Source organism: Myxococcus sp. CA023, from assembly GCF_010998615.1.
Lineage (GTDB): Bacteria > Myxococcota > Myxococcia > Myxococcales > Myxococcaceae > Myxococcus.
On sequence record NZ_JAAEAH010000053.1, the window covers coordinates 57,365 to 70,218 of the forward strand.

General features: G+C 67.5%; 13 protein-coding genes and 1 pseudogene. 6 read left to right on the forward strand and 8 right to left on the reverse strand.

Annotation, left to right across the window (positions count from 1 at the left end; genetic code table 11):
* Window positions 1-90 precede the first annotated feature (90 nt).
* Window positions 91-885, forward strand: coding sequence for a DUF4163 domain-containing protein (locus F8M74_RS23045; RefSeq protein ID WP_228565723.1), 795 nt, complete (start codon window positions 91-93; stop codon window positions 883-885).
* Between the two features lie 542 nt (window positions 886-1,427).
* Here F8M74_RS23045 and F8M74_RS23055 read toward each other — a convergent pair.
* On the reverse strand, window positions 1,428-1,787 hold the full coding sequence (locus F8M74_RS23055) for a DUF3175 domain-containing protein (RefSeq protein ID WP_141256413.1): 360 nt from the start codon (window positions 1,785-1,787) through the stop codon (window positions 1,428-1,430).
* A gap of 418 nt (window positions 1,788-2,205) precedes the next feature.
* Here F8M74_RS23055 and F8M74_RS23060 point away from each other — a divergent pair, with 418 nt between their 5' ends.
* A complete protein-coding gene (locus F8M74_RS23060) occupies window positions 2,206-2,379 on the forward strand; it encodes a hypothetical protein (RefSeq protein WP_203330819.1) in 174 nt (57 codons plus the stop codon).
* A gap of 129 nt (window positions 2,380-2,508) precedes the next feature.
* Here the strand turns inward: F8M74_RS23060 and F8M74_RS23065 are convergent, their stop codons facing one another.
* Both F8M74_RS23065 and F8M74_RS23070 read right to left on the reverse strand, forming a co-directional pair.
* On the reverse strand, window positions 2,509-3,429 hold the full coding sequence (locus tag F8M74_RS23065) for a hypothetical protein (protein ID WP_141256406.1): 921 nt from the start codon (window positions 3,427-3,429) through the stop codon (window positions 2,509-2,511).
* Between the two features lie 30 nt (window positions 3,430-3,459).
* Window positions 3,460-3,843: a hypothetical protein gene (locus F8M74_RS23070; protein WP_141256407.1), complete on the reverse strand. Its 384-nt coding sequence runs from the start codon at window positions 3,841-3,843 to the stop codon at window positions 3,460-3,462.
* On the opposite strand from F8M74_RS23070, the gene F8M74_RS23075 reads away from it, so the two are divergent.
* Both F8M74_RS23075 and F8M74_RS23080 read left to right on the forward strand, forming a co-directional pair.
* On the forward strand, window positions 3,842-4,393 hold the full coding sequence (locus F8M74_RS23075) for an RNA polymerase sigma factor (protein ID WP_141256408.1): 552 nt from the start codon (window positions 3,842-3,844) through the stop codon (window positions 4,391-4,393). The genes F8M74_RS23070 and F8M74_RS23075 overlap by 2 nt on opposite strands.
* A 55-nt stretch (window positions 4,394-4,448) precedes the next feature.
* Window positions 4,449-5,384, forward strand: coding sequence for a cation diffusion facilitator family transporter (locus tag F8M74_RS23080; protein WP_141256409.1), 936 nt, complete (start codon window positions 4,449-4,451; stop codon window positions 5,382-5,384).
* Between the two features lie 174 nt (window positions 5,385-5,558).
* On the opposite strand, the gene F8M74_RS23085 is transcribed toward F8M74_RS23080, so the two are convergent.
* Window positions 5,559-5,978, reverse strand: coding sequence for an MAPEG family protein (locus tag F8M74_RS23085; RefSeq protein ID WP_141256414.1), 420 nt, complete (start codon window positions 5,976-5,978; stop codon window positions 5,559-5,561).
* Window positions 5,979-6,361: 383 nt separating this feature from the next.
* Complete coding sequence (locus F8M74_RS23090) at window positions 6,362-7,063, reverse strand: class I SAM-dependent methyltransferase (protein WP_162295025.1); 702 nt, start codon at window positions 7,061-7,063, stop codon at window positions 6,362-6,364.
* A 606-nt stretch (window positions 7,064-7,669) separates the two neighbouring features.
* Between F8M74_RS23090 and F8M74_RS23095 the strand changes: the two genes are divergently transcribed.
* Window positions 7,670-10,222 carry a galactose oxidase-like domain-containing protein gene (locus F8M74_RS23095; protein WP_141256411.1) on the forward strand — a complete coding sequence of 851 codons (2,553 nt, stop codon included), beginning with the start codon at window positions 7,670-7,672 and terminating at the stop codon, window positions 10,220-10,222.
* A 35-nt stretch (window positions 10,223-10,257) separates the two neighbouring features.
* Here the strand turns inward: F8M74_RS23095 and F8M74_RS37995 are convergent, their stop codons facing one another.
* Window positions 10,258-10,455: an LCCL domain-containing protein gene (locus F8M74_RS37995; RefSeq protein ID WP_228559960.1), complete on the reverse strand. Its 198-nt coding sequence runs from the start codon at window positions 10,453-10,455 to the stop codon at window positions 10,258-10,260.
* A gap of 70 nt (window positions 10,456-10,525) precedes the next feature.
* Window positions 10,526-10,729, reverse strand: a pseudogene (locus tag F8M74_RS38680) (M57 family metalloprotease); the annotation flags it as partial.
* A gap of 732 nt (window positions 10,730-11,461) precedes the next feature.
* Between F8M74_RS38680 and F8M74_RS23105 the strand changes: the two are divergent.
* Window positions 11,462-12,442 (forward strand): hypothetical protein, encoded by a 981-nt coding sequence (locus F8M74_RS23105; RefSeq protein WP_141256412.1) that lies wholly within the window; start codon window positions 11,462-11,464, stop codon window positions 12,440-12,442.
* Between the two features lie 75 nt (window positions 12,443-12,517).
* Here F8M74_RS23105 and F8M74_RS37515 read toward each other — a convergent pair.
* Window positions 12,518-12,854 (reverse strand): hypothetical protein (locus F8M74_RS37515; protein ID WP_205604099.1); only part of this gene is annotated, 337 nt, incomplete at its 5' end.

Below are 12,854 nucleotides of genomic sequence, written 5' to 3' on the forward strand. Positions count from 1 at the left end.
CGCCCCGGCCCGGGGCGCCATGCTCGCCTCCTCCGCTCTCGCTTCGGGAAGCGCCTGACCCGAGGGCTGAATCCGGGCAGAATGGCGCGCATGCACATGAGCGCCCTGTTGATGGTGGCACTGCTCGCGGCTCCTGCCCAGCCGCTCACGTGGAAGGTGACAGGAACGGACGTCACGTTCGAGATGTCCGCGAAGGACCTACGCGCCCTGCGCGATGGCAAGGAGGTGTTCGGCCTGCAGTCACGCAAGGCAGACTTCCTCTCCAACTTCAAGGCCGAGGAGGGCACCAACACGTTCGGCTGGGAGGGCTCCCAGTCCATCAAGGTGCTGTCGGTGGTGGGCCCCTGGGTGAGCTACGAGAATTCGGACTCGGGCTTCACCGGAGGCGCGCACCCGTACGCGAGCACGTCCTACGTCACCGAGGACGTGACGAAGCCCAAGGGCGCCTTCTCGCTCCTGAGCGTGTTTCCCGAGAAGGACGTGGTCGCGGCGCTCAAGGCGGACCGCTTCATCCGCAAGCACATCCATGATGAGGCGGCGTTCAAGAACGCCAGGACGGTGGAGGCGCTGATGCAGAGCCTGGAGCCCGGCGAGGACTGCGTGGGCTTCGACTACGGTGGGCTCGAGTCCGTGAAGCGCGCGGTCGCGTTCCACCACATCGAGGGCAACAAGGTCGCCGTGCGCATCTCGTTCGGCTACGCCGCCGAGGCGTGCCGGGGGCGGAGCTTCGTGGTGGGCGTGCTGTTGACCATCCCCGCGGAACTGCGGCCAGCGCTCAAGCGCGCGGCCCGGCGGGAAGAGGGCTTCCTGATGAAGGATGCGAAGGCGGTGAAGGCCCCTTCCGTGCACTTCACGTGGGAGTCGCCCGAACCGAAGCAGGAGTGAGTTGGACGAGTTCGCCCCGCCGCATCCCGGAATAGACGGCCGTGGCGAACAGGCACCGCCACTCGGGAGGCACCTGGGCAAGCACCGGCGCCACCTCCTCGGCCTTGAGATAGAACGGGGCGCGCTTGGGCACCTCGCGCCGGGGCCAGCCTTGCACTCGCCGTGCTTGGGGGAGCCCGGTGCCCGAGGAGCCCGCCCTCTCCCAGGCGGAACGCCAGGCTTGGGACTTCATCCCGCGCAGGGTGAAGGGCCAGGCGCTCGCGGCCTTCGACGAGGTCACGAGCAAGCTGAGCGCCGAGGACCCGCCCCGGCTGGCGGCCGTGAAGACCGCATTGGACGCCGCGACCACGGCCCTGCGACAGAGCAGCGAGAGCGAGCTGCGCTCTTACCAACTGGCCGATGCCCTCGCGAGCTGCGCCAATGGCCAGCGCTCCGTGGCGGACATCCGTGACGCGGCCTATGCCGAGTACGGCCACGTCTTCCCTGTCGAGGCGCTCGTGGATTTGTTTGGTTTGCTCGAGCGCGGCCCCCGAGGCATCGCATCAGGCGGGTGGTGTGCCCTTCGTCGGCCGGCCGTAGAGTCTCCGGAGCTCATCCTTGGCTTGCTCGAGGGCCTGCCGCCTTTCCGGCGTCAGGCCACGGCCCGCCCGGTTTTCGAAGAACGTGAGCATCGACATGGCGGACTGGAAAGGAGAAGCCTTCCGCCGGCTGCTTTGCTCCGCCGAGCGTTTCAGTGAGCGGGCCATGTCTTTCGGGGCCCGCGTGAAGACTCCCTCTTCGAGGTCGAGCGCGTTGCTTCGCTCCGTCACGTCGCGGGACCATCGGCGTTCCTGCTGGCCTTCACCCGGCTCGCGCTGGTGACGCGCTGGCCTCGGGGCTCGCTCAGACGGCGGAGTGGGCATCCCGGGCGTTTCCGGTGACTTCGAACCGCGGCCCGCGACCTCTGCCTGGGTCGGGCGTGCCCGCCGGGATGTTCCCTTGCTTGTGCTCACGTCCAAGGACTCCGGAATGCGGTGTCGCCTCGGAGCACACGGGCCGCGCGGCCCGTGGCCTCCAAGCAGACGATGCGAGGTGGGTTGGCTGATATCGCCGGGCCCTGGACGTTGCGTCCCTCGTCCCGGCACCTGCAGGCCACACCCCGTCTGTCGTGATGCTGTTCATGGCGTGAGGCGTCGACAGGCTCGAAGTTCCGCGCGGCGCTGGAGCGGCCGACTCACGGGGGCCTTCGGAAGCGGCTGCCTGGCTTGTCGGCCCGCTCGCTCAATGCGGTTCACGCCTCCCGCGCTCCGCGCTGACGATTCACTGCGCGGACAACGTGAGGTGGTTCCGGTCGTCGGAGAAGGCGCGGCGCGGCTTCTGCTCGACGTGCGGGGCCTTCCTCTTCTGGGCGCCTTCGAGAGGCCCACGAACACGACGGTGAAAATGCGCATCTTCGTCGAAGACAAGGGCGACTCCTACGAAATCACCGATGGCTTGCCGCAGCATGAGAGGTGATTGTTTTGTCACTTCTCTGCCGAGCGCATATCGCGAATCGATCGCGTCACCGTCGGCCGGACGCGTCGCGCTCGCGATCGGCTGGGGCGAGCAACCCCGCGACCGCGAGCGCGCGTAGCGCCAGGGCGCTTACGGGGTCGGCGGCACGATCTCGCGTGCCGAGGGGTAGGCGAAGTCGACCCGCCGCCAGCCGTCCACGCGGAACGTCGTCTCCAAGCCGGCCCACGTGGCCGCCCGATCGTAGTGACCGGTGCTCTCGCCGTCGCGGTCGTGCCATTCGGTGAAGAGGCGGAACTCGTTACGCGGCTTGCCGGAGGCGTCGAAGGGATTGGTGTCGAGGAACAGCAGGTTCCGGGTGCCGCCCTCGACCAGATACGAGACCACCTTCACGCCGAGCCAGCGGCCTTCCTGCAGCTGGTAGTCGAAGTAGGGAGTGAGCGAGAGGAAATCGTAGGTCGGGTGGTCGAGCTCGCGGTAGGCCTGGGGCGAGGCGCCGCCGAACGGGACGTCCATGCCGACGCAGCTCGAGCGCGCCACCTCGGGCTTCGTGTGCTGGCCGCCGCGCATCTTCCAGGACATGGAGTGGTGCGTGCCGTTGTCCTCGTGGACGCGCACGTAGACGGTGGCCTCGAAGTTCAGGAGATCGTCGGGGCTGCCGATGAAGCCGTTCTCGAGGGCGCCGTCACGCCAGGTGAAGGACTGCTCGCCGCCGCTGGGACGGAGGTGGAGCCGCACCGTCTTTCCGGCGGGCTTGCCGCTCGCGTACGTGACGCGGTGGCCGGGGGTCGACCAGTAGGGGACGCCGGATTCGAGGCCGGGCGTGGCCTCGTCGCCTTTCATGTTGAAGAATGGCTCGGAGTTGGAGGGGTCGCCGTCGCCGAGGTAGAAACTGCTGCCGGAGGGCTCGGAGGGGAACAGCATCCCCACTCCGTCCGGACCGACCTCCGCCACGGGAGCGGGAGGAGTGGCCGGGGCGGCGAGCGCCGGAGCGGCGGTGCCAATGACAAGCGCGGAGATGAACGAAGCTCTGAAGAAGTTTGGGATCGTCATGGGCGGTAGGAACCGCGTGCGGTGACGAGATCATCCCGAACGGGGGTGGGCGGCGGAGCGTGCGGGTAGGTGAGCACGCGGCTCTATGCGCGGAGCCCGTTCGACCACGAAGGTAGCGGAAGCTCCGCCTGCGACGCTGCCGGTGATGTCGATGGTGGGCACGAAGACGAGCGGACCGAGGGGAACGGGAACGAGGAAGATGGAGGCGACGTCGAAGTCCCGCTCGAAGTCGAGCGTGGCGGCGGAGGGCTCCATCCCAGAGGCCTTCACCCGGGTGGGCAGCACCAGCTTCTTCCGGGCCCTCTCCGACACGCGAGGCGACGCGCTATGGGCCATGCCCACCACCGTGGCCTGTGTCCCACGCAGGAAGTCCACGCCCGCTGATGCACCGCGATGTGCGAGGCTGGGGCCCATGTCCCCGGAGGTCCTCGCGCTCCTGCTCCAGAACCGCCAGCGCTTCCTCGCCTTCCTGACACCCCACGTCGGGAGCGTCGAGGCGGCGGAGGAGGTGCTCCAGGCCGCGCTGCTCAAGAGCGTGGAGCGCGGGAGCACCCTGCGTGAGGAGGAGCGGGCGGTGGCCTGGTTCTACCGACTGCTTCGCAACGCGCTCATCGACCGCTACCGGCACGAGCAGCGCCAGGGCCGCGCCCTGCGGGCCTTCGCCGAGGAGAGCCCCCTGTCCACCGAGGACGCGGCGGAGCTGGAGCGGACCGTCTGCGCCTGTGTCTCCACGCTCACCACCACCCTGAAGCCGGAGTACTCCGACGCGCTCCAGCGGGTGGACCTGGACGGGCAGACCCTGGCGGAGTTCGCGGAGGCGGCCGGCATCACCCACACCAACGCGAAGGTGCGCCTCCACCGGGCCCGGCAGGCGCTGGGCCGAAGGCTGGAGCAGACGTGCGGAACCAATTGCTGCCGCAAGGGCTGCGTGGACTGCCCCTGCGAGGAGGCGGGAGGACTGTAACCGGGGCCCAGGCGCGTCGTCAGGAGGGAGAACTGGAACGAAGGAGCCGTTCTCCATGGCGGGACACTCGCACTCGCACTCCCACTCGCACTCTCACGGGCACGCGCACGCCGCGCCCGACTCGCACAGCCGGGCCTTCATGCTCGGCATCGGTCTCAACCTGGCCTTCGTCGGCGTCGAAGCCACGTATGGCATCCTGTCCGGCTCGCTCGCCCTGCTGGCGGATGCGGGGCACAACCTGAGTGACGTGCTGGGGCTCGTCCTCGCCTGGGGGGCGAGCGCCCTGGGCCGGCGCAAGGCCACGGAGCGCCATACCTACGGCTTCCGGAGCGCCACCATCCTGGCCGCGCTGCTCAACGCCTTGCTGCTGCTGGTCGCGGTGGGCGGCATGGGCTGGGAGGCGGTGCGGCGGCTGGGGCAGCCCGCCACCGTGTCCAGCTTCACCATCATGTCGGTGGCGGGCGTGGGCATCGTCGTCAATGCGGCCACGGCGCTGCTCTTCTGGAAGGGCCGCGAGCGCGACCTCAACATCCGAGGCGCCTTCCTCCACCTGGCAGCTGACGCGGCCGTGTCGCTGGGCGTCGTCCTGGCGGGTCTCCTCATCTACTACACGGGTTGGGCGTGGCTGGACCCGGTGGTGACGCTGGTCATCGCGGGCCTCATCTTCGTGGGGACGTGGGGGCTGCTCAAGGACTCCGTCAACCTCGCGCTCCAGGCGGTGCCGGGACACATCGACGTGCGTCAGGTGCGCGAGCGGCTCGTTCAGACTCCAGGGGTGTCCGAGGTCCATGACCTGCACGTCTGGGCCATGAGCACCACCGAGGCCGCGCTCACCGCGCACCTCGTCATGCGGGAGCCGCGGCTGGACGACGCCTTCCTCGACGACGTGAAGCGGCGGCTCCATGACGAGTTCGGCATCGAGCACATCACGCTCCAGGTGGAGGAGGGGGCGCTCACGGGTTGCTGCCAGCTCGCGTTCGAGCCTGCCTGACGCGGCGGCCCGGAGCCGGCCGTGGTGCCCACGGGCGTGAAGCCCCGGCCTCTGCCTGGAGCGGAGGCCGGGGGACAGGACGCGTCCTCCATCAGCGAGCGGGCGAACAGGTGGACCAGCCGCACCGCGTATATACGCCTGCCCAGGCCGCCTGCGCGGCGAGCCGTGACCTGGTCAGAGCACAGCCATGGCCGCCCTGAACGTCAGTCCGAACAGCGCCAGTGACGACAGCACGAAGAGCGCGAAGCGCAGCTCGATCTTGTTGATGAGCGCCTGCACCAGGCTATGCACCACGCGCAGGCCCACATAGCTCCAGGCCAGTAGCAGGTTGAGGCCAGTTCCTTCGCCCAGCAGCGCCAGTGCCAGGGTGATGGCGTAGAAAATCGTCGGCTGCTCCATCAGGTGGTTGTAGTTGTCGGCCTTCCAGCGCACCTTGGCCGGCAGCTGGCTCATCTGCTCGCCGCGCGGTGCATTCGGGTCGGGTTTCATTCTGACCTTGAACATGGCCGGCAAGCGCGTGGCATACATCCATGCCCACATGACCATGGACCAGGACACGAGCGCGACGATGGGAGCGAGAATGGGGCTGTGCATGGTTCCTTCCCTGCCCCATGCCGCGGCACGGCGCAACTCGTGGCTGGCCACCTGAATCCGGCACACTTGCCTCCGGGTACGCGGGGGGCCATTCGGCAGAGGGTGGAGCGCTGGCTGACGACCACTCTTGGCAGCTGACGGGGGGTGTCCGAGCTGTGTGCCAGGCCGGTGCAGAGGCCGCGCAGCCCCCTTGGGGTACACGCCTGTCCAGGCCGCCCTCCCTGCCTCGGGAGTCGATGTTGCTCGACGCGGAGCAGTTGGCGCTGTTGCGAGCACTGATTGGAGAGGACGCCCCCGCGCGGGATGCGGCGCTGCGGCGCGTCCTCGCCGAGCCCGTCAAGCCCTGGCCCTGAGCGGAGACGGCCGCTCTCGGATGTCTGCAATCACTCCGTCAGGACGAACTCGACGCGCTCCTGCTTCTCGGGGTTCTCCTTCAAGAAGTCTTCGAGGAATCCACGGACGACCGCGTCGTCCGCTAGCCCGAGCCGAGCAACCCGGTACGCCCTCGTGAGCTCATCCGAGCTGAAGATGCGCCAGTGGATGACCTCCAACCAATCCCGGGCCCGTCCCCGCAGGACGCCGAGCATCCCGATGACCGCTGAAACGTAGTCATCGGCGCCGAACGACTCCGCCATGCCGATGATCACCTTCATCACGTCGCCCGCTTCCGCGTCATCATCGAGATACGACAGCATCACGGGCAGGTAGCGCCGGTCCTTGCTGCGCGCCATGTCTCCCAGGACGCGCGAGAAGGCATCGACCTCCGAAGGCGTACTCAACTTCGAGCAGGACTCCAGCTCCTTGATCCACTCCACCGTGCCTCCATTCCACCGCGTGGCGCGTCCCTCTCGCAGGGTCAGCGCGCCCGCTTCACCGCGACGAGTCAGCCCGGGCTCGAAGGTCTCCCGCGTGTCATCCGGCGCCACCAATACCACGCCGCCAGGCGCCACGTGCTCGGCCGCCGTCGCCAGCGCGGCGCGCAGGTCCTCTTCCGACGCCATGTACTCGATGGCGTCGTGGATGAAGACGGCGTCGAAGGTCCGCCCAGCCGCACGGTGCGCATGTCTCCCGGCAGATGCTCGCACTCGGGGTTGAGCGCGATGCTGTGCGCGCGCATCCCCTCCGAGGGCTCCACCAGGGTCATCCTGAAGTCCCGTTTGAGGTGGCTCGCGTTGTTGCCACCACCACTCCCAGCGTGGCGAGCTGCCCGGTTCGAGCAATGACGACTCCGATGATGGATTGAGGCCACTGCTCTTGCGCGATGGAGGTCCCATGCCCCGACAACCGCTCGCGAACCGTGAAGTCGGAGGTCTTCCACAACATCACCTCGGACTCGACATTCCCCAGGGCAAGCAAGCAGCCACCGATTCGAGTCCGCTGGGAAATCCGAAACTCGTGCCTCACGGACGGTCCGGGCCCCGACGAAGGTGCTGGGGCTCAGTCCACCCCGCGTCATTGTCCACGCACGCCGGAACGATGTGGCTCGCAGGGGCGCCGCGCCTACCGTTGCGCGACCTTTCGACCAATAAAGGGGCAGCCTGATGTTCCATCCGTGGCGTCTCGCCTTACTCGCTGCCTGGGCCTCGTTATCGGTCGCCCAGGCACAACCAGCCTCCGTCGGACAATGGACCCCCGTCCAGAAGTGGCCGTACTCCGCGGTCCACACCCACGTGCTCCCCACCGGGAAAGTGATGTTCTTCTCCGAGTTCGGGGACGGCGACACCCCCACGCTCTGGGACCCGCAGACCAACGTCCTCACCACGCTGCCCAAGGCGGGCTTCAACATCTTCTGCGCGGGCCATGCCTTCATGCCGGATGGCCGGCTGCTCGTGGCCGGTGGCCACATCACGAATGACTCCGGCCTGCCCTACGCCGCCATCTTCGACCCCTTCAAGCTCACCTGGACGCGGCTGCCGAACATGAACGCCGGCCGCTGGTACCCCACCGTCACCACGCTCGCCAATGGGGACATGCTGGTGATTGGCGGCGCCAAGGAAGACACGACCAAGAACCTGATTCCCCAAGTCTGGCAGACGTCGAAGAACTCCTGGCGCAACCTGACGGGTGCGAGCTTGGAGCTCATGTACTACCCGTGGATGTTCGTGACGAGCACGGGAAAGACGCTCATGGCGGGGTACTGGAAGCCCGCGCGGTACCTCGACACGAATGGCACCGGCTCCTGGACCTCCGGGCCTCGCACCAACTACGCCCGCAGCCGCAACGCTGGCAGCGCGGTGATGTATGACGACGGCAAGGTGCTGATCACCGGTGGCGACAATCCCCCCACCAACAACGTGGAGGTTCTCGACCTCAACGCCGCGAAGCCCGCCTGGCGCACCGTGCGGCCCATGCGCTACGTGCGCCGCCAGCACAACAGCACCGTGCTCCCGGACGGCACGGTGCTCGTCACCGGCGGCCACAGCGGCCCCGGCACCGACAACCCCAACTTCCCCCGCCTGGAGACGGAGCTGTGGAACCCCGTCACCGAGCAGTGGTCGGTGCTGGCGCCCGCGTCGGCCTATCGCGGCTATCACTCCACCACCGTGCTGTTGCCGGACGGACGCGTGCTGTCCGCGGGCAGCCGCAACGTCAAGACGATGCAGGTCTTCTCCCCGCCGTATCTCTTCAATGGCCCGCGCCCCACCATCACCTCCGCGCCCGCGTCCATCGCCTATGGAGAGACCTTCCGCGTCAACACCCCCGAGGCGGCCAGCATCACCATGGCGTCCTGGGTTCGCCTGGGCTCCGTCACCCACGCCTTCGACGAAAACCAGCGATTCATGAAGCTGCGCTTCACCGCCAGCGGCGGGGGGCTCAACGTCGTCGCGCCGCCCAACCCGAACGTGGCGCCGCCCGGCCACTACATGCTGTTCCTGCTCAACTCGAAGAAGGTGCCGTCGGTCGCGAAGATCATCCGCATCGGAGGAGGAGGCACGACGCCGCCCCCGACGGACCCTCCTCCCGACACCGGTTTCACCGCGGTGGCCTTCGGCTCCGAGTGGAAGTACGACGACCGCAACGTCGACCCGGGCTCCGCCTGGACATCTTCTGGCTTCAGCGACGCGTCCTGGAAGAAGGGCCCGGCCCAGCTCGGCTATGGCGAGACGGACGAGGCGACGGTGATCAAGAAGACGACGCCGGCACAGCCCACCGTCTACTTCCGCCGCAAGTTCACCGTCCACGGCATGGTGGAGCAGGCCACGCTCCAGGTGATTCACGACGATGGCGTGGCGGTGTTCCTCAATGGCACCCAGGTGTTCTCCAAGTATGTCGGCTCTACCGCGCACTCGGCCTATGCCTCCGGCACAGCTTCCGACAACACCTTGAGCCAGACGACCGTCTCCGGCGCCCGCTTCGTGATGGGGGAGAACACGCTGGCCGTCATGGTGAAGCAGGCGAACGCCACCTCCAGTGACCTGTCCTTCGACCTGGAGCTGAAGGTGACCACCGACGGCATGCAGCACGATGCCCTCTACATGGAGAGCCCCAACGGCGGCGAGACGCTGCGCCCGGGCAACGTCCAGATGCTCCAGTGGATGACCCACGGCGCGGGCGTCGACAACGTGCGGGTGGAGTTCTCGCCCGACGACGGGGCCAACTGGACCCTGGTCGACCAGGGTGTCCCCAACATCGACTTCTATGAGTGGACGGTGCCGAACACCGAGACGTCCAAGGGCGTGCTGCGAATCTCGGACGCCTCGCGTCCGGGCATCGACGACCGCACGGACCTGCCCTTCAGCATCTCCCGGACGCCCCGTTTCCAGGCCATCGCCTTCGGCGAGTACTGGAAGTTCGATGACAGCAACGTGAACCCGGGCACGCAGTGGACGTCGGTCAACTTCGACGACGACGCATGGCGCTCGGGCCCCGCGAAGCTCGGCTATGGGGACGGGGACGAGCACACCGTGATCAACAAGACGAAGCCCCTTCAGCCGAGCGTCTACTTCCGCAAGAAGCTCACGCTCGGCGAGGCCATCCGCACCGCCAACCTCCGCGTGCTGCATGACGACGGCGTGGCCATCTGGGTGAACGGGAAGCTCGTCTACTCGAGGTACGCCGACAACGGCCTCGGCCATGGCACCTTCGCCAGCCGCGTGTTGAGGGACGCCGTCATCAGCACGGCCAGCTTCGACGGCTCTGCCTTCGTCGTAGGGGAGAACATCATCGCGGTGATGGTGAAGCAGGCCAACGCGGAGTCGAGCGACGTGGCGTTCGACCTCGAACTGAACCTCGAAGCGAAGTAGCCACCTCGCGGCCCCGGATGTGACTCAGAGCACCTTCACCGCTTTGACCATGCCCGGGGCCAGCTCCTCGTGGGGGAGGATGGAGAACCCCAGCTGAGGGAGATGCTCCCCGACCAGTTGCCGTAGGAGTACGTGGTGACGCCATTGCGGGTGGTGCTCGCGTAGCTGCCCTGGGCCGGCTGGATGGTGACGGAGACCTGTCCGCCGGTGGAGGGAATCGCGCCTGCGTGCACGGCCGCCGTGCATGTCCGCGCTGGTGAACTCGCCGGTACTGCCAATGTGGGGGCAGGCGTTCATGACGGACCCGTCCCAGACGGCGGTGGTCGGCGTTCCCGGGATGTGAATGATGCCCACGCCCTCGTCCCCTTCGACGCCGGTGTAAGGCGGCACGCAGCTGATGCTGCGATCATAGTAGTCCGTGTGGCGCAGGCCGAGGGTATGGCCGAGCTCGTGAGTGATGATGTGCTCGTTGATGTCGAGGGGTTGGTCGTTCATCGCGGGAATCATGTTGATGGACCCGTAGCGTCACATGCGCGTCGCCGCTCACGAACACGACCTCGTCGATGACGCGGATGTCATTGGCCGGATAGCCGGCCTCGATGAGGTTGGAGATGATCTCCTCGTTCTCCATCCGCGGGTCCACACCGCCGCAGCCGACCAGCAATGCGACACCGGTCACCGCGGGTTCGGCCCCCTGGGGTGGACCTGTCCGCTTCTTCCTTCGTGCCGGGCGGCGCTTCACAATTAATTGCATGGGCACTGACACCGCTCGGATTCCAAGGGACCAGGAGAAGACTCACGGCTCCAGGCCGGGACCGGAGCGGGAAGGGGCCCGGCTCGCGTGGCGGCGGGCGCCTCGCGTCAGGTGCGTCAGCTGCGCGCCCTCTTGAAGACAATCGATGGAGGGGATTGAGCACGCGGGCGCGACGGCTTGGACCTGGCCGGCATTCCCCCTCCGTACCTGCTCGTTACGAAGTCACCCCGAAAGCGGGTTGATGCCCTGGCCTGCCTACGGGCCCGAAGCCCTCTCTGACGCGTCACCCCCCGTGTCAGCCCATGCCTCCTGACGTGTCAGGCCCGCGCTGGCGACAGCGCCTCGAGCCCCATTCCATCCGAAGGCAGAGCAGACGCGCTGAGCAGTGAAGACTCTCTCCTCCTGGTCCCTCGCTTGCACTCCCACGACTCGCGGAGAAGCTCCCGAGCATCCGCAGTCCCCGTTCGAGACAATGGAGAGAGAGCATGAGAGGTCTTTCGCAACTGACCGCGCGTTGTGCTGGGTTGTGGGTGTTGGCCGCCGCCCCCGCGTGGGCGCAGCAGCAGGAAGAGGTCTGGCTCGACACCCGGAGCGCCGCTCCCGTGATGAGCCAGACGGTGCTGAAGCAGGGATGGCCGCATCTCGTCACCCTGCAGGGCACCTTCAACGTGTGGGGGAACAACATCGTCCCGGGCCCGCAGTCAGGCCAGCCCGAGCCCGCGCCGATGTTCCCAAGCCCGGGCGTCACCAACCGCAACGTCGGCCTCGACCCTGAGTTCGTCTTCGCGGGCGTGAAGCCCCCGGCGGCCGCTCCGCTCAGGGCGAGCGCCATCCAGCTCAGCCTCGACGGAGGAAAAACCTGGGCGCATCCGGCCTCCACGGCGGCCTTCAACGCGGCCGAGCACAAGTATGGCTATGAGGTGACGGGCGGGGAGTCCGCGCTGCAGGTGCGCATCGCCGACAAGCCCGTCACCGACAACTCCGGGCGCTTGAAGATTGTCGTGGTGCCCGCCGAGGAGCTGTGGCTGAACACCCGGAGCGCCGCCCCCGTTCCCAGCAAGCAGGTCCTCCAGAAGGGCAAGCCCTACCGTGTCACGATGCAGGGCACCTTCAACGTGTGGGGGAACAACATCGTCCCAGGCCCGCAGTCCGGTCAACCCGAGCCCGCGCCGATGTTCCCAAGCCCGGGCGTCACCAATCGCAACGTCGGCTTCGACCCTGAGTTCGCCTTCGCGGGCGTGAAGCCCCCGGCGGCCGCTCCGCTCAGGACGAGCGCCGTCCAGGTCAGCGTCGACGGAGGAAAGACCTGGAAGCACCCGGCATCCACGACGGACTTCAACGCGGCCGAGCACAAGTACACCTACGACCTGACGGGAGAGGACGCGCCCCTGCAGGTGCGCTTCGCGGACTCGCCTGTCAACGACAACTCCGGGCTCGTGCGAATTCTCGTGCTGCCCGGAGCCTGATACGCCCGCTCCAGGAATGACGCGAAGCCGCCCGGACGACCCGAGGGCGGCTTCGCGGCGAATCAGGCGAGCGCCCTACGGAACCCGGGCCCAGGTCGAAGTCGAGCCCTGGCAATACTGCGTCAGCCAATTCCCATCCCCGCTGACCGTGATGGAAACAGGCCCCCATACCACGCTGGAGCCAGAGCAAACTCCACACTCACCTGAATAGGTGTTGGTCCCGGTCTTCACCAGACTGCGGAAGCACTTCATACCCACCGACCAACAGTCAAAACCAGCCCCCCTCTGGGCAATAAAGCCATCCCCCATCGAGTTGATGCTCTCCTTCCACCCCCCAAGCTCCCACGTCGCGACAACAGGCTCACCGACCAGCGACTTCTGCTCGACCGTGGAGAGGTCCTGTCCCTCCCCC